12 protein-coding genes are annotated in these 14,972 nt (G+C 70.2%); 8 read left to right on the top strand and 4 right to left on the bottom strand.

Annotated features, from left to right (window positions below; translation table 11 throughout):
* Positions 1-2: 2 nt before the first annotated feature.
* Entirely contained in the window at positions 3-1,298 is a 1,296-nt protein-coding gene (locus ACZ0AA_RS11435; protein WP_463512955.1) for an ABC transporter substrate-binding protein, read from the bottom strand.
* A 191-nt stretch (positions 1,299-1,489) separates the two neighbouring features.
* On the opposite strand from ACZ0AA_RS11435, the gene ACZ0AA_RS11430 reads away from it, so the two are divergent.
* Positions 1,490-2,512: a LacI family DNA-binding transcriptional regulator gene (locus tag ACZ0AA_RS11430; protein WP_463512954.1), complete on the top strand. Its 1,023-nt coding sequence runs from the start codon at positions 1,490-1,492 to the stop codon at positions 2,510-2,512.
* A 22-nt stretch (positions 2,513-2,534) separates the two neighbouring features.
* Here the strand turns inward: ACZ0AA_RS11430 and ACZ0AA_RS11425 are convergent, their stop codons facing one another.
* The gene (locus ACZ0AA_RS11425) at positions 2,535-3,380 is read right to left on the bottom strand and encodes an NAD-dependent epimerase/dehydratase family protein (protein WP_463512953.1); all 846 of its coding nucleotides are present in this window, start codon (positions 3,378-3,380) and stop codon (positions 2,535-2,537) included.
* 57 nt (positions 3,381-3,437) lie between these two features.
* Between ACZ0AA_RS11425 and ACZ0AA_RS11420 the strand changes: the two genes are divergently transcribed.
* The 5 genes from ACZ0AA_RS11420 (at position 3,438) to ACZ0AA_RS11400 (ending at position 9,597) form a co-directional block, all read left to right on the top strand.
* Positions 3,438-4,451, top strand: a complete 1,014-nt coding sequence (locus ACZ0AA_RS11420; RefSeq protein ID WP_463512952.1) for a LacI family DNA-binding transcriptional regulator — start codon at positions 3,438-3,440, stop codon at positions 4,449-4,451.
* Between the two features lie 331 nt (positions 4,452-4,782).
* Positions 4,783-5,469, top strand: coding sequence for an L-ribulose-5-phosphate 4-epimerase (locus tag ACZ0AA_RS11415; protein WP_463513840.1), 687 nt, complete (start codon positions 4,783-4,785; stop codon positions 5,467-5,469).
* Complete coding sequence (locus tag ACZ0AA_RS11410) at positions 5,466-7,085, top strand: xylulokinase (RefSeq protein WP_463512951.1); 1,620 nt, start codon at positions 5,466-5,468, stop codon at positions 7,083-7,085. Before ACZ0AA_RS11415 ends, ACZ0AA_RS11410 begins: the two co-directional genes overlap by 4 nt.
* Before the next feature lie 29 nt (positions 7,086-7,114).
* Positions 7,115-8,638, top strand: coding sequence for an L-arabinose isomerase (araA, locus tag ACZ0AA_RS11405; RefSeq protein WP_463512950.1), 1,524 nt, complete (start codon positions 7,115-7,117; stop codon positions 8,636-8,638).
* A complete protein-coding gene (locus ACZ0AA_RS11400) occupies positions 8,638-9,597 on the top strand; it encodes an aldose 1-epimerase family protein (protein WP_463512949.1) in 960 nt (319 codons plus the stop codon). Before araA ends, ACZ0AA_RS11400 begins: the two co-directional genes overlap by 1 nt.
* 690 nt (positions 9,598-10,287) lie before the next feature.
* Here ACZ0AA_RS11400 and ACZ0AA_RS11395 read toward each other — a convergent pair.
* Complete coding sequence (locus tag ACZ0AA_RS11395) at positions 10,288-10,953, bottom strand: type 1 glutamine amidotransferase domain-containing protein (RefSeq protein WP_463512948.1); 666 nt, start codon at positions 10,951-10,953, stop codon at positions 10,288-10,290.
* A 93-nt stretch (positions 10,954-11,046) separates the two neighbouring features.
* Here ACZ0AA_RS11395 and ACZ0AA_RS11390 point away from each other — a divergent pair, with 93 nt between their 5' ends.
* Entirely contained in the window at positions 11,047-11,946 is a 900-nt protein-coding gene (locus tag ACZ0AA_RS11390; protein ID WP_463512947.1) for a LysR family transcriptional regulator, read from the top strand.
* Between the two features lie 401 nt (positions 11,947-12,347).
* Here ACZ0AA_RS11390 and ACZ0AA_RS11385 read toward each other — a convergent pair whose 3' ends face one another.
* Positions 12,348-12,935 carry an antibiotic biosynthesis monooxygenase gene (locus tag ACZ0AA_RS11385; RefSeq protein WP_463512946.1) on the bottom strand — a complete coding sequence of 196 codons (588 nt, stop codon included), beginning with the start codon at positions 12,933-12,935 and terminating at the stop codon, positions 12,348-12,350.
* A 508-nt stretch (positions 12,936-13,443) separates the two neighbouring features.
* On the opposite strand from ACZ0AA_RS11385, the gene ACZ0AA_RS11380 reads away from it, so the two are divergent.
* Positions 13,444-14,628 (top strand): thiolase family protein, encoded by a 1,185-nt coding sequence (locus tag ACZ0AA_RS11380; protein WP_463512945.1) that lies wholly within the window; start codon positions 13,444-13,446, stop codon positions 14,626-14,628.
* Positions 14,629-14,972: the final 344 nt, after the last annotated feature.

Raw genomic sequence — 14,972 nt, 5'->3', positions numbered from 1 at the left:
GATCACTGCGACAGGATCGCGGTGATCTCCTCGTTGTCGGCCGGCACGGAGCCGTCGCCGTTCAGCACCGCGTTGCGCACCAGCGTGAGCCACGGGCTGCCCGGAGCGTTGAACGCCTGCTGGAAGTTCAGCGCCACCGGGGTGTCGCCCTGGGCTGCGACCTCGTTGATCGTGACCAGCCGAGGGTCGGCGGCCGCGTACTCGTTGTCGGCGAGGTCACCGCGTGACACGGCGTTGCCGTCCTTGGCGAGCACCTCGACCTGAGCGTCCTCGGACATCATCCAGTTGAGGAAGTTCCAGGCCTGCGCCGCCTTCTTCGAGTCCTTCGAGATGCCGATGCCGTCGCCGCCGACGAACGTCGAGGCGCCGCCGTCCACCCCGGGGATGCCGGCGACTCCCGCGTCGAACTCGAGGGAGGGAAGCAGGGTCGCAGGGAACGGCATCACACCGACCTTGCCCTCGCTGAATGCGGCGGTCCAGGTGGGTCCGGCCTCATCGGTCGAGGAGGGGAGGATCGCGCCGGCATCCTGCAGCTCTGCCCACGTGTCGTAGACCGCCTGAGCCGAGTCGCCGTCGAGCAGGGATTCGGTGCCGTCGTCGCTCATGACCTCGTCGCCCGATGCCCAGATGGAGGGGAACCAGGTGAAGACCAGGCAGCCACCGCAGTTGAGGCCCGTCGCCGTGCCGTAGGTGTCGGGCTTGTTCAACGCCTGGACGGCCATGGCCGCCTCGGCGAACTCTTCGAGCGTGGCGGGTGCCTTCTCGGGGTCGAGGCCCGCCTCGGCGAACAGCTCCTTGTTCCAGAACAGCATCGAGAGGTCGAGGGCGAAGGGCAGCACATACTCGGCGCCGTCAACCGTTCCGGCCGACAGGTGCCCGGGGTTGATCTCGTCCTTGAAGTCGAGACCGTCGATCTGCTCGGACATGTCCTGGAACAGGCCCTGCTGCGCCCAGTTGGGCACGTAGACGATGTCGGCGGCGAAGAGGTCGGGCAGACCGTCGGATCCGGCGGCGGCGCCGACCTTCGCGACGTAGTCGTCGTTGGGGACGACTGTCAGCTCGACCTGGTTCTCGTGGCTGTCGTTGTAGGCGTCGACGAGCAGCTTGGCCTGGCGCTCGATGGGCGCGCGGGTCCACAGTGTCAGCGTGGTGCCGTCATCCGTGCCTTCGGCGGGAATGGGTTCGTTCGACGCCTCGTCGGCGGCCGGTGCGCAGGCGGCGAGGCCGCTGACGAGCAGGCCGGCCGCGATGACGGCGGCTGCTGCCCGGCGTGCGGCGTGGGTGCGGGTGGTGTTCATGGGCGGGGGCTCCTCTGGGCTCGTCCTCGAGCGGGTGCGGTGTGGCGCTTCGACAGTGCAGCGCCGGGAGTGAGATGAAGGTGGAGATCAGGTTCTTCGAAACTTACGAAAACCCTTTCGAAAAGGTATAGCGTGGTTTCGGAGGGTGCGTCAACCCTTGTTCCGATAACCTTTCAGCACGAAGGAGTGGGATGACGGACACGACTGGAGCTCGGGCTGCGACCCTCAGCGACGTCGCCGCGCGCGCCGGAGTCTCGATCTCGACGGCGTCCAAGGCGCTGAACGATCGGGGCGACGTGTCGGCCGCCACCCGCGCCAAGGTGCGCGCGATCGCCGAGGAGCTGTCCTTCACCCCCAACGCCATGGCGCGAGGACTCCTCGCCGGGCGCACCGGCACGGTCGGCCTGCTCACCAGCGACCTCGAGGGCCGCTTCATGCTGCCGATCCTCATGGGCGCGGAAGACGCTTTCGGAGCCGGCCGCATCAACGTGTTCCTCTGCGACGCCCGTGGCGACGCGATCCGCGAGCAGCATCACTTGCGCGAGCTGCTGAGCCGTCGCGTCGACGGCATCATCGTCGTCGGTCGGCAGACGGATCCGCGCCCCTCGCTCGGGCAGGAGATCCCCGTGCCCGTGGTCTACGCGTATGCCCCGTCGGATGACCCGCGCGACCTCTCATTGACTCCCGACAACTATGCCGGCGGGCGTCTCGCGATCGAGCACCTGCTCGCCTGCGGGCGTCGGCGCATCGCGCACATCTCGGGCGACCCGACCTATGCCGCGGCTCACGATCGTCTCGCCGGAGCCAGAGCAGCTCTCGGCGAGGCGGGGCTCGAACTCGTGGGCGAGCCGATGTTCTCGGAGTGGACGGAGCACTGGGGTCGCGACGCCGCGGCGATGCTGCTGCAGCGGCATCCGGACATCGACGCCGTGTTCTGCGGATCCGACCAGATCGCTCGCGGTGTGCTCGACTCCGCCCGTGATCTCGGGCGCACTGTGCCGGACGACCTCGCCGTGATCGGCTACGACAACTGGGAAGTGCTCGCGACCAACGCCCGGCCCGAGCTCACCAGCATCGACGCGAACCTGCAGCAGCTGGGGCGTCAGGCCGCGTTGCGGGTGTTCGACGCGATCGACGGCATCGACATCGGCGAGGGGGCGCACCACCTTCCGGTGCGTCTCGTGATCAGAGGGTCGACCATCGCCCGGCGCTGACGCTCACCCTGTCGTTGTCAGGTCAGGCGTGGTCGCGCCAGGAGTGCTGTGGGTCGAACCCCAGGATGCGGCGGGCCTTGTCGATCGACAGCAGCGTCTCGTTCGGTCCGAACTCGCGGGCGACCGGCACATCGGGGAAGACCTCGCCGAGCAGCTCGGCGTTCGGCCGCGACATGACCGTGTCGGCCGCCGCGATGATGAAGTTGTCGAACCCGGGTGCCGCCACCTCGAGCGCACGCTCCACCGCCTGCGCACCGTCGCGGGCGTCGATGTACCCCCACAGGTTCCACTTGCGGCGCAGAGCGTCGGCGTCGAAGTCGGGGAACTCGGCGTAATCCTCGGGGTTCATCACGTTCGAGAACCGCAGCGCCGTGATCGACAGGTCGGGGTGCCAGCGCACGAGCTCCCTCGCCAGCTGCTCCTCCAGCGTCTTGACCAGCGAGTAGACCGATTCGGGGCGCGCCGGGTAGTCCTCGTCGACCGGCACGTAGGGCGGCGGCACATCGAACGGCAGGCCGAGGACGGTCTCGCTCGACGCGTACACGATGCGTCGGATGCCGAGTCGCACGGCCGCCCAGAAGACGTTGAACGTCGCGGGCATGTTGTTATGGAAGGTCGCCACGTCGCTGCGGATGCCGGGGGCGGGGATCGCACCGAGATGCACGACGGCGTCGATGCCCTCGTGTCGGTCGCCGACCGCGGTGAAAGCATCCACGACCTGGCCGTAATCCGTCAGGTCGACCTGCACGAAATCGGGGCCGCGAGTGCCCGCGACATCCATGCCGATGACCTCGTATCCGTGGGCGCGGAGCTCCCGCGCGACGACGCTGCCGAGCTTGCCCGATGATCCGGTGAGTGCGATGCGCATGTCACCAGAGTGGCACGAAGGCGAGGCGCCGGGGCCGCTCGGCATACACTCGTCGGCGTGAGTGACACGAGCAGCGAGCCCCGCCGCACCGTCGGCGTGCGCGACGTCGCCGTGCGCGCGGGGGTGTCACGCCAGACGGTGTCGCGTGTGCTGAACGACCACCCCGAGGTCGCTACCGAGACCCGCGAACGGGTGCTCGCCGCGATGTCCGAGCTCGGCTACCGCATGAACAACGCCGCCCGTGCGCTGGGCACCCGGCGCTCCCGCACCCTCGGCGTGCTGGCCACCGACGCGCTGCACTACGGCCCTTCTCGCAGCATCGCCGCACTCGAGGCGTCGGCCCGCGAGGTCGGCTATTGGCTGAGCGCCGCCTTCGCGGATGCCGGAGATGCCGACGCGGTCATCGCCGCGGTCGACCACCTCGTGATGCAGGGAGTCGAGGGCATCGTCGTCGTCGCTCCGCACGCCCACACCCTCGACGCGCTCGACGAGGTGCGCATCGGCGTTCCCGTCGTGACCCTCCATGCAGCCGACCGGGGTGCGCGTGGCCTCTCGGTCGACCAGGCCGCCGGAGCCAGGCTCGCCGTCTCAGCGCTCGCCGATGCCGGACACACGCGCATCGCGCACCTCGCCGGACCCGCCGACTGGCTCGAAGCCGAGTCGCGCGCCGAGGGATTCGCTGCTGAGCTCGCCGCACGAGGGCTCGCCGCAGGGCCCGTCTTCGAGGGCGACTGGACCGCCGGATCGGGCTATGCAGCGGCTGGCGCCGTGCGGGACTCGGGTGTGACGGCGGTCTTCGCGGCGAACGACCAGATGGCACTCGGGCTGCTCGGCGGCCTGCAGGAAGTCGGGCTCTCGGTGCCCGGCGACATCAGCGTGGTCGGTTTCGACGACACTCCGGACGCCGCGTACTACTGGCCGAAGCTCACGACCGTGCGACAGGACTTCTCGGAGCTGGCGCGTCGTGCAGTGGCGGCGGTGCTGGCGGGCAGCGCCGGAGCCGCGGCATCCGACCTCGCGCCGGTGGCGCCCGTGCTGGTGACCCGGGACTCGGTGGCGCCGCCGCGCTGAACGGCGCCAGGGTGTGTGCCGGCACGCTGCGGGGTCAGTTCTGCATCCGCGGCGCGGTGCGGTGCGGGGTCAGTTCTGCATGTGCGGCGTGGTGCGGGGTCAGTTCTGCACGTGAACACGCCGTATCCGATGCGAAAGTGACCCCGCACGAGACGGGAGATGCGAAAGTGGCCCCGCGCACGGCGGCGCCGAGCGGGCGCCGGCGTCTTGACGGTCCGCCGACCTCCGTGACACACTTCTGTGACCGGTCACAGTGACCACCGCCGACCCTGAGGTATCCGTGAGCAACGAAGCCCCCGCTTTCTCTGACGAGAACGTCTTCTCCGCTGAGATCGACGCATCCATCCAGGCCGTCCGTGAGGACGTCTCCCGTCTGCACAGCGAGCTCGTCCGCTACGGACTCATCGTCTGGACCGGCGGCAACGTCTCGGGCCGCGTGCCCGGCGCCGACCTGTTCGTGATCAAGCCGTCGGGTGTGAGCTACGACGACCTCACGCCCGAGAACATGATCCTGTGCGACCTCGATGGCGCCGTGATCCCCGGCACCCCCGGCAGCGACCGCTCGCCCTCGAGTGACACCGCGGCCCATGCCTACGTCTACCGCCACATGCCCGAGGTCGGCGGAGTCGTGCACACGCACTCGACGTTCGCCGTCGCGTGGGCCGCCCGCGGGGAGGAGATCCCCTGCGTCATCACGGCCATGGCCGACGAGTTCGGCGGTCCGATCCCGGTCGGTCCCTTTGCGATCATCGGTGACGACTCGATCGGCCGCGGCATCGTGCAGACCCTCACCGGCCACCGCAGCCGCGCGGTGCTGATGCAGAACCACGGCCCCTTCACCATCGGGGTGGACGCGAAGGATGCCGTCAAGGCCGCCGTCATGGTCGAAGACGTGGCCCGCACCGTGCACTACGCCCGTGAGGCCGGACCGCTGATCCCGATTCCGCAGGAGGCGATCGACAGCCTCTTCACCCGCTACCAGAACGTCTACGGACAGAACTCGGACGCCCGACGATGAGCGACACGACCCCCACCCCGAGCGACGAGGCGACCACCGCGCGCGACGACATCGCCGCCGGCCGCACGAGCCTCGGCATCGAGCTCGGTTCCACCCGCATCAAGGCGTGCCTGATCGGATCCGACGCCACCGAGGTGCTCGCCACCGGCTCGTTCGCCTGGGAGAACCGGCTCGAAGACGGCCTCTGGACCTACGCGATCGGCGAGGTCTGGAACGGACTGCAGGCGGCATACGCCGGTCTCGTCGCGGACGCGCACGAGCGTCACCGCGTGCGCCCCGAGACGTTCGGCGCCATCGGCATCTCGGCCATGATGCACGGGTATCTCGCGTTCGACGCGCAGGGCGAGCTGCTCACGCCGTTCCGCACGTGGCGCAACACCAACACGGGGGCTGCGGCGGCCGAGCTGACCGATCTGCTCGGGGTGAACATCCCGTTGCGGTGGTCGATCGCCCACCTGCACCAGGCGGTGCTCGACGGCGAGGAGCATGTGCCGCAGCTCGACTTCGTCACCACTCTCGCGGGCTACGTGCACACGCGCCTGACCGGCGAGCGTGTGCTCGGTGTCGGCGACGCATCCGGCATGTTCCCGATCGACTCCGCGACCCGCGACTACGACGAGCGGATGCTGCAGGCCTACGACGTCCTCGCCGCAGACCGCCTTCCCGCGAGCGCACGAGACCTGCTCCCGACCGTCCTCCCCGCCGGCTCTGCGGCAGGAACGCTCACGGCCGAGGGTGCGGCGCTCCTCGATCCGACCGGTGCGCTGAAGCCCGACATCCCGCTCTGCGCGCCCGAGGGTGACGCAGGCACCGGCATGGTCGCGACGAACTCGGTGTCGCCGCGCACGGGCAACGTCTCTGCGGGCACGAGCATCTTCGCGATGGTCGTGCTCGAGCATCCGCTGGCCGAGGTGCATCACGAGCTCGACCTCGTGACCACCCCCGCCGGTGACGCCGTCGCCATGGTGCATTGCAACAACGGCGCGAGCGAGCTGGCCGCCTGGGCCGGGCTCTTCACCCGGTTCTCGGCCGCCGCCGGACAGCCGGTGAGTGATGACGCCGTCTTCGACACGCTCTTCCGCGAGGCTCTCGATGGAGAAGCGGATGCCGGGGGCCTGCTGGCCTACAACCACCTCGCCGGCGAGCCGATCGCCGGTCTCACCGAGGGGCGACCGCTGTTCGTGCGCACGCCCGACAGCGCCTTCACGCTGGCGAACTTCATGCGCTCGCAGCTCTACGGCGTGTTCGGCACGCTCGCACTGGGGATGCAGGTGCTCGCCGCCGAGGGCGTCGAGCTCGACCGCATGTTCGCGCACGGTGGCATGTTCCGCACCGCCGGGGTCGCGCAGCGATTCCTCGCTGGCGCCCTCGGCGCTCCGGTCGCGGTCGGCGAACTCGCCTCGGAAGGCGGCGCGTGGGGCATCGCGGTGCTCGCGTCGTACCTCGCCCACGCCGAGTCGGCGTCGCTGGGGGAGTATCTCGAGCGCGACGTCTTCGCCTCGGCATCGCTCGTGGTCGCCGACCCCGACCCCGCCGACGTCGCCGGCTTCACCACGTACCTCGACCGCTACCGCGCGGGCCTCGCCATCGAAGCCGCCGCCGTCGACTCCCTCTGATCTCTCCCCGCCACACCGAAGGACAACTCATGCCCCGCACCCCGCTCTCCACCTCGCTCGACGGCTACGAGGTCTGGTTCCTCACCGGCAGCCAGCACCTCTATGGCCCCGAGACGCTCGCGCAGGTCGCCGAGCAGTCGCAGGAGATCGCCCGCATCCTCGACGAGGCCGGCGAGGTTCCGGTCACCATCGTCTGGAAGCCGGTGCTGACGGATGCCGCCGCCATCAAGCGCACGGCGCTCGAGGCCAACGCCGACGACAGGGTCATCGGTCTGATCGCGTGGATGCACACGTTCAGCCCCGCGAAGATGTGGATCGCCGGTCTCGACGCGCTGCAGAAGCCGCTCGCCCACCTGCACACGCAGGCGAACGTCGAACTGCCGTGGGCCGACATCGACTTCGACTTCATGAACCTAAACCAGGCCGCGCACGGCGACCGCGAGTTCGGCTACATCCAGACCCGTCTCGGCGTGCCCCGCAAGACCGTCGTCGGCCACGCGAGCGACCCGCGGGTGCGCCAGGAGATCGCGACCTGGCAGCGGGCGGCGGCCGGCCTCGCGGCATCCCGTTCGCTCAAGCTCGCCCGCTTCGGCGACAACATGCGCTTCGTCGCCGTCACCGAGGGCGACAAGACCGAGGCCGAGTTGCGCTTCGGCGTGCAGGTCAACACCTGGGGTGTGAACGACTTGGCGGATGCCGTCGCCGCGGCATCCGACTCCGAGATCGACGCCCTCGTGGCCGAGTACGAAGAGCTGTACGAGGTCGTGCCGGAGCTCCGTCGCGGTGGCGACCGTCACCAGTCGCTGCGTGACGGGGCCGCGATCGAGATCGGTCTGCGGACGTTCCTCGAGGAGGGCGGTTTCGGCGCCTTCACCACCTCGTTCGAAGACCTCGGCGCGCTGAAGCAGCTGCCTGGCCTCGCGGTGCAGCGTCTGATGGCCGAGGGCTACGGCTTCGGCGCCGAGGGCGACTGGAAGACCGCGATCCTCGTGCGCGTCGCCAACGTCATGGGCGCGGGCCTGCCCGGCGGTGCGAGCCTCATGGAGGACTACACCTACGACATGACTCCCGGCGACGAGCTGATCCTCGGGGCGCACATGCTCGAGGTCTCACCCTCGCTCACCACCGCGAAGCCGACCCTCGAGATCCACCCGCTGGGCATCGGCGGCAAGGACGACCCGGTGCGCCTGGTCTTCACCGCCGACCCCGGTCCTGCGATCGTCGTCGCCCTCAGCGACATGCGCGACCGGTTCCGCCTCACCGCGAACGTCGTCGAGAACGTGCCGCCGCGTCAGTCGCTGCCGAAGCTCCCGGTCGGCCGCGCCGTGTGGAAGCCGCAGCCCGACTTCAACACCTCGGCCGCCGCCTGGCTGACCGCGGGTGCTGCGCACCACACGGTGATGTCGACCGCCGTCGGGCTCGAGGCCTTCCGCGACTTCGCCGAGATGGCCGAGGTCGAGCTGCTCGTGATCGACGATGCGACCACGCTGCCCGAGTTCCAGAAGCAGGTCCGCTGGAACCAGGCGTACTACCGACTCGCGCAGGGGCTGTGATGACCGACGTCTCGTCGGCCACCGTCGATCTCGCGACCGCGGCGCGTGCGCGCTCCGGCCGACAGCTGCGCATCACCGGTCACGGCTATGAGGCGGTCATCGCGAGCGTCGGCGCATCGCTGCGCATGCTGACCTTCGACGGGCGCGACCTGGTCGTGCCGTTCGAGGCCGACGAGGTGCGGCCCGGATACCGCGGCACCACCCTGGCGCCGTGGCCCAACCGCATCGTCGACGGTCGCTACACATTCGGTGGCGCCGAGCATCAGCTGGCACTCACCGAGCCCGCCCGTGGCCAGGCGCTGCACGGCCTGCTCTCGTGGGCCGAGTTCGAGGATCGCCTCGTGCTCGACGACCGGGTCGTGCTCGCGGCCGTGATCGAGCCGCAGACGGGGTACCCGTTCCGCGTCGAGGTCGAGACCGAGTACCGCATCGACTCCGACGGACTGCATCAGACCGTCACGGCGCACAACCTCGAGGCGGATGCTGCGCCCTGGGGCACCGGCCCGCATCCGTATCTCGTCGCCGGCCCCGACGGCCGCGTGGACGACTGGACGCTCACCCTGCCGGCATCCGAGGTGCTGACCGTGACCGACGACCGGTTGAGCCCGGTGGCTCTCGAGGGGCTGGCCGAGCATCCGCAGTGGGACTTCCGCGCTGCGCGCCCGATCGGCGACGTGTTCATCGACCACGCCTTCACGGGGCTCGCCCGCGAGGGCGGTGTCGCCGAGGTGCGGCTGGTGACGGATGCCGGCACCGGCGTCGCGATGACGTTCGACGAGCGCTGCCCGTGGGTGCAGGTGCACACGGCCGACAACCCCGAAATCGACGCGATCCACCGCATCGGGCTCGCGGTCGAGCCCATGACCTGCCCGCCCGACGCGTTCAACTCCGGGACCGACCTTGTCGTGCTCGAACCGGGCGCGACGCACGCGGCATCCTGGAGTATCGCCGCCGTCTGAGTCTTGGCGGCCGGCCTGAGTCGCTCGCGGCACGGTCGTGGCGCCGATGCGGGGCCAGTTGCGCACCCGGGATCCTGTGCGGGGCCAGCTCGGCATCCGGGACCCGATGCGGGGCCAGTTTCGCATCCGGGACCCGATGTGGGGTCAGTTCGGCATCCGAATGGGGCGTTTCCGGTGCGCAACTGGCCCCGCACGCGTGCTGTCGTGCGAGAGCGGGCGGATGCTGTCGCGAGCGGGGCCGATAGTGCATCCGCTCCCCGATGCGGGGTCAGTTCGGCATCCGGCATCCGGGGTCGTATGCGGGGTCAGTTTCGCACCCGGGATCCTGTGCGGGGCCAGTTCGGCATCCGAATGGGGCGTTTCCGGTGCGCAACTGGCCCCGCACGCGTGCTGCCGTGCGAGAGCGGGCGGATGCTGTCGCGGGCGGGGTCGATAGTGCATCCGCTCCCCGATGCGGGGTCAGTTCGGCATCCGGGGTCGGATGCGGGGTCAGTTCGGCACCGGGGATCGGATGCGGGGCCAGTTCGGCACCGGGGATCGGATGCGGGGCCAGTTTCGCCCCCGGGATCCTGTGCGGGGCCAGTTCGGCATCCGAATGGGGCGTTTCCGGTGCGCAACTGACCCCGCACGCGTGGAGGAGAGAGCGGGTGCGGGTGCCGGACGGCGCGGGTGCGGACCGCGCCCCTCCGATCAGGCCAGAGCAGCGAGCAGAGCGCGGGCCGCGGATGCCGAGGACTGCGGGTTCTGGCCGGTGATGAGCAGCCCGTCGACGATCGTGTGATCGCTCCACGGGTCCGTGACCTCGACGTCGGCACCGAAGTCGCGCAGCGAGGTCTCGAGGAGGAATGGCGCGCGGTCCGCGAGGCCTCCGAGGCGCTCCTCCTCGTCGGAGAAGCCGGTGATGCGCCGTCCGGCGACCAGCGAGTTGCCGGCGGCATCGCGGACGGGCAACAGAGCCGCGAGCCCGTGGCACACCGCGGCGAGCGGGCGTCCCGCGGCGACGGTCGCCGAGATGAGTGCCGCCGAATCGGCGTCCACTGCGAGATCCTGCATGGGGCCGTGGCCGCCGGGGTAGTAGACCGCCGCGTAGTCGGCGCCGTCGACGTCGGCGAGTACCAGAGGAGAGCTGAGCCCGGGAATCTGCGCGAGCGCCGCGGCATCGCCCTCGCCGAGGCTCGACGCGTCGGCGACCGGCTCGACACCGCCCGGGGTCGCGAAGACGACCTCGTGCCCTGCGGCGGTGAGTAGACGATAGGGGGCGAGCAGCTCTTCGGCCCAGTAGCCGGTGGGGTGCTCTGTGCCGTCGGAAAGGGTCCAGGTGCGGGCGCCGGTGACGACGAAGAGGACGGATGACATGAATGCTCCCAATGATCGGACGGCGGATGCCGTGCGGATGCGATATCCAGGACAACGGCAGGCTGTGATGAGGTCTTCCGATACATTGCCGATATGAGCAATCGGAATCTCGATGGGCTGCAGGACCTCGCCCTGTGGCGGACCTTCCTCGTCGCGCACCGGTCGGGCTCCGTGTCGGGGGCGGCGCGCACTCTCGGACTCGCACAGTCGTCGGTGACCGCTCAGCTGCAGTCGCTTGAGACCACCGTCGGTGAGCCGCTGTTCGTGCGCCATGCTCGCGGCATCCGGCCCACGCCTCGCGCGGATGAGCTCGCCGCGCGGCTCGCCGGCCCGTTCGACGCGTTGGTGGATGCTCTCGGCTCTCACGCGGCGGTCGAACCGCCGGTCGTGCGCCTCGGCGGTGCGGGGGAGTTCCTGGCCAGCATCGCGGCTCCCGCTCTCGCAAGTGCGGTCGCCGCCGGGCTGCCGCTCTCGGTCACGACCGGTCTGGCCGATGATCTGCTCGACCAGCTCAGGGTCGGCAGCCTCGACCTCGTGGTCTCGGCAGTGCGTCCTCGAGGGCGCACACTGCCCAGCATGCCGCTCTTCGATGAGGAGTTCGCGCTCGTGGCCTCTCCGTCGCGAGGCATCGAACCGTCGCCGACTCTCACCCCGAACGCGCTCGATCAGGTGCCGCTGCTGGCGTACGGCCGGGATGTGCCGATCGTGCGACGGTACTGGCGGCATGTGTTCGGCATCCGTCTCGACCGGGAACCGGGTCTCGTCTTCCCCGACCTGCGGGCGCTCGCTGCCGCTGCGGTGGCTGGTGCCGGCGTCACGGCCCTGCCGACCTATCTGATCGCCGACGAACTCGCCGATGGGAGGCTCGTCGACCTGCGACCGACCGAGGATCCGCCGATCAACACCCTGCACCTCGTGCGGCGGCCGGGGCCATTGTCCGACGGCGTCGCGGTCGTCGAGCGTGCGCTGCGCGTCGCCGTCGCCGACCTCTGATCGGTGGGGCGGGGCGGGGGCGGGGTCAGGTGCGCATCGGGACTCCGGTGCGGGGCCACTTTCGCATCCGGAAGCCGGTGCGGGGCCACTTTCGCATCGGGATCCCGCGATTCAGGTGCGGTATTGACCCCGCACAGATGCACTGCCGCGGCCTCACAGATGTGCAGCGGCTCGCGCGGCGGACGCACGCGACGGACGCGACGGACGGACGGATGCCGCACCGCACGGACGCACGCGACGGACGGATGCTGCACCTCACGGTCGCACGCGACCCACGCACGCACGCGACGGACGGATGCGACGGACGGATGCCGCGACTCACGGGACTCACGCCCCTCACGCACGCCCCTCACGCACTTACACGCCAGGCGAGGCAGTCCCGATGCGGCAGAGCCGGCGTCTCAGCGGTTGAGCCAGTGGCGCAGCGTGCGAGTGACCCACGGCAGTACCCAATAGGTCATGATCGGCGTCAGCACGACCGTCGTGGCGAGCACCCGCAGCCAGATCGGCAGCTCGTTCCAGCCGGGGATCGGGCTCATCGCATAGGTGAACGCGAGGTTGAGGGGGAAGAAGCCGAGCCAGATCGATACGGCCTGCTTCCACCGCGGGGGAGTGCTGACCATCGCGACGGTGGTCATCGAGCCGTCGGCCCGGGGGAGGGTGATGGTGTCGGTGGTCGGCTCGTCGAACCAGCCCTCTATGCCGCTCCGGCGCCGCACGCGCTCGCTCCGCACGAACTGCTCGCCGGTCGACTTCCACCACTCGCGCTCGCCGGACTGCTCCCAGGCGACGAGCGACTTCTCGTCGGAGAACCGGTAGAGCATGTGCCAGACGTGCGAGTCCTCGCCGTCGCGCACCCATCCGGATCCGAGGAACCCCGGATACCGATGGGCGAGATTCACGCCGGTCTGCACCCAGGCGGTGGCCTCGGCCACATGCTCGGGGTCGAGTTCGCGGCGGATGGAGACGGTGATGGGTTCACTGGACATGGGGGGCCTCGGATACTGCGGCCGCCCGGATCACGGGCGCCTCGACGGTGGGGGATGCGCCAGGGTGCGGGCGCACCAACGATTGTATTTCGGATGCCGGGGGTGGCCGCCGTGTTTCGCCGCGCGCGAAGACGGCATCCCGAGGTTCTGACGGCACGCGAGGCCGGATGCGTGAGGCCGGATGTTGGGTGCGTCGGAAGGCCCAATGCGCACGCGAGGCCGGATGCCGGATGTTGGGTGCGTCGGAAGGCCCAATGCGCCTGCGGGTGCCGGAGGCCGGATGTTGGGTGCGTCGGAAGCCGAATGCGCCTGCGGATGCCGGATGCCGGATGCCGGATGCCGGATGCCGGAGGGCCGAACGCCGGGCCGGGTGCGTCGGAAGGCTGAATGCGCCTGCGAAGGCCGGATGCCGGGAATTCGGCCGTCGCGGGCGCGCATGGCCGAGGCTGGTGCAGGGCAGCGAAGCGGCATCCGCCCCTCACCCCGCGACAGGACGAGAATAGGAGGCATGAGCACGCGCAGCGAAGCCGTCCTGATCGATGTCGTCCGCACCCCCGTAGGCCGGGGCAAGCCGGGCGGTGCCCTGTCGGGTGTGCATCCCGTGGATCTCGCGGCGGGCGCGCTCGCCGCGATCCTCGAGCGCAGCGGCCTCGAATCGCGGCAGATCGACGACGTGCTGCTCGGCTGCGTGAGTCAGGTGGGCGATCAGTCGTCGAACATCGCCCGACAGGCCGTGCTCGCCGCGGGCTTCGACGAGTCGATCCCCGCCACGACGATCGACCGCCAGTGCGGGTCGAGTCAGCAGGCGGTGCATTTCGCCGCGCAGGGGATCATCGCCGGGGCGTACGACGCGGTCATCGTCGGCGGTGTCGAGTCGATGAGCCGTGTGCCGCTCGGGTCGTCCGCAGTCGGCGGAAGCCCGATGTCGCCCCGGCTGCGGGAGCGATACCCCGAGGGGCTCGTCAACCAGGGCGTCTCGGCCGAGCTCATCGCCCAGCACTGGAACCTCGACCGTGCCGCACTCGACGCCTACGCGGCAGAATCGCACCGACGCGCGGCTGCGGCCTGGGCTGACGGCTTCTTCGACCGCACGATCATTCCGGTCTCAGAGGCGCCGGATGCCGTGGCCGACGAGACCGTCCGCGCCGGCACGACGGCCGAGGGGCTCGCGGGGCTGAACCCGGCCTTCCGCACGGACGCACTCGCCGCCCGCTTCCCCGAGGTCGACTGGCGCATCACGCCAGGCAATTCCTCACCGCTCACCGACGGCGCCTCGGCCGCGCTGCTGATGAGCGCCGAGCGCGCCGCGGCGCTGGGGCTCACGCCGCGGGCGAGGTTCCATGCCTTCACGGTGGTCGGAGACGACCCGCTGATGATGCTCACCGGGCCGATTCCCGCCACCCGGCGAATTCTCGAGCGCACTGGCCTCACGATCGACGACCTCGACGCCTACGAGGTCAATGAGGCCTTCGCGTCGGTGCCGCTCGCGTGGGCCGCCGAGCTCGGGGCGGATGCCGCCAAGCTCAACCCCAGAGGAGGGGCGATCGCTCTCGGGCACGCACTCGGCTCGTCGGGCACCCGTCTGCTCGGCACCCTCATCGACCAGCTCGACGCGGTGGAAGGGCGATTCGGACTGCAGACCATGTGCGAGGGCGGCGGCATGGCGAACGCCACGATCATCGAGCGGCTGTAGCCCCGGCATCCGGGCATCCGGCCCGTTGCGCGGTCGCGTTCGGCCCAGCGTCCGGCGCCGCGTCGGCCACCCGCGCCTGCGTCGGCCGTCTGCGCGGAATCGGGCCGAAGCTGGCGCGTTCGGCCGACCGAGGGCACACCCCACAAGACAGAGAAGACCCCCGCCGACCCGATTCGGCGGGGGTCTCTTCGGGAGCAGACGCTCACCGTATGCGCGGATGACGTGACTACCCGATCCGGTCTGAGTCTGTGTCCGCGCATGTGCAGTTGTAGTCGGCGAAGGTGTCCGGGCGGTGAACGCGGCGAGAATTCCGCAGCCTTGAGGACTCGCCACTCTGGAAGCGC

The sequence above is a fragment of the Microbacterium sp. AC035 genome (genome assembly GCF_979258485.1).
This window is presented reverse-complemented; position numbering and strand designations above follow the sequence as displayed.

What these genes read in the sequence shown, in the direction of transcription:
- ACZ0AA_RS11380 (WP_463512945.1), top strand. Translation starts at nt 13,444, where the DNA reads ATGAGCACGCGCAGCGAAGCCGTCCTGATCGATGTCGTCCGCACCCCC.
- ACZ0AA_RS11390 (WP_463512947.1), top strand. Translation starts at nt 11,047, where the DNA reads ATGAGCAATCGGAATCTCGATGGGCTGCAGGACCTCGCCCTGTGGCGG.
- ACZ0AA_RS11430 (WP_463512954.1), top strand. Translation starts at nt 1,490, where the DNA reads ATGACGGACACGACTGGAGCTCGGGCTGCGACCCTCAGCGACGTCGCC.
- ACZ0AA_RS11435 (WP_463512955.1), bottom strand. Translation starts at nt 1,298, where the DNA reads ATGAACACCACCCGCACCCACGCCGCACGCCGGGCAGCAGCCGCCGTC.
- ACZ0AA_RS11410 (WP_463512951.1), top strand. Translation starts at nt 5,466, where the DNA reads ATGAGCGACACGACCCCCACCCCGAGCGACGAGGCGACCACCGCGCGC.
- ACZ0AA_RS11425 (WP_463512953.1), bottom strand. Translation starts at nt 3,380, where the DNA reads ATGCGCATCGCACTCACCGGATCATCGGGCAAGCTCGGCAGCGTCGTC.
- ACZ0AA_RS11395 (WP_463512948.1), bottom strand. Translation starts at nt 10,953, where the DNA reads ATGTCATCCGTCCTCTTCGTCGTCACCGGCGCCCGCACCTGGACCCTT.
- ACZ0AA_RS11385 (WP_463512946.1), bottom strand. Translation starts at nt 12,935, where the DNA reads ATGTCCAGTGAACCCATCACCGTCTCCATCCGCCGCGAACTCGACCCC.
- ACZ0AA_RS11400 (WP_463512949.1), top strand. Translation starts at nt 8,638, where the DNA reads ATGACCGACGTCTCGTCGGCCACCGTCGATCTCGCGACCGCGGCGCGT.
- araA (WP_463512950.1), top strand. Translation starts at nt 7,115, where the DNA reads ATGCCCCGCACCCCGCTCTCCACCTCGCTCGACGGCTACGAGGTCTGG.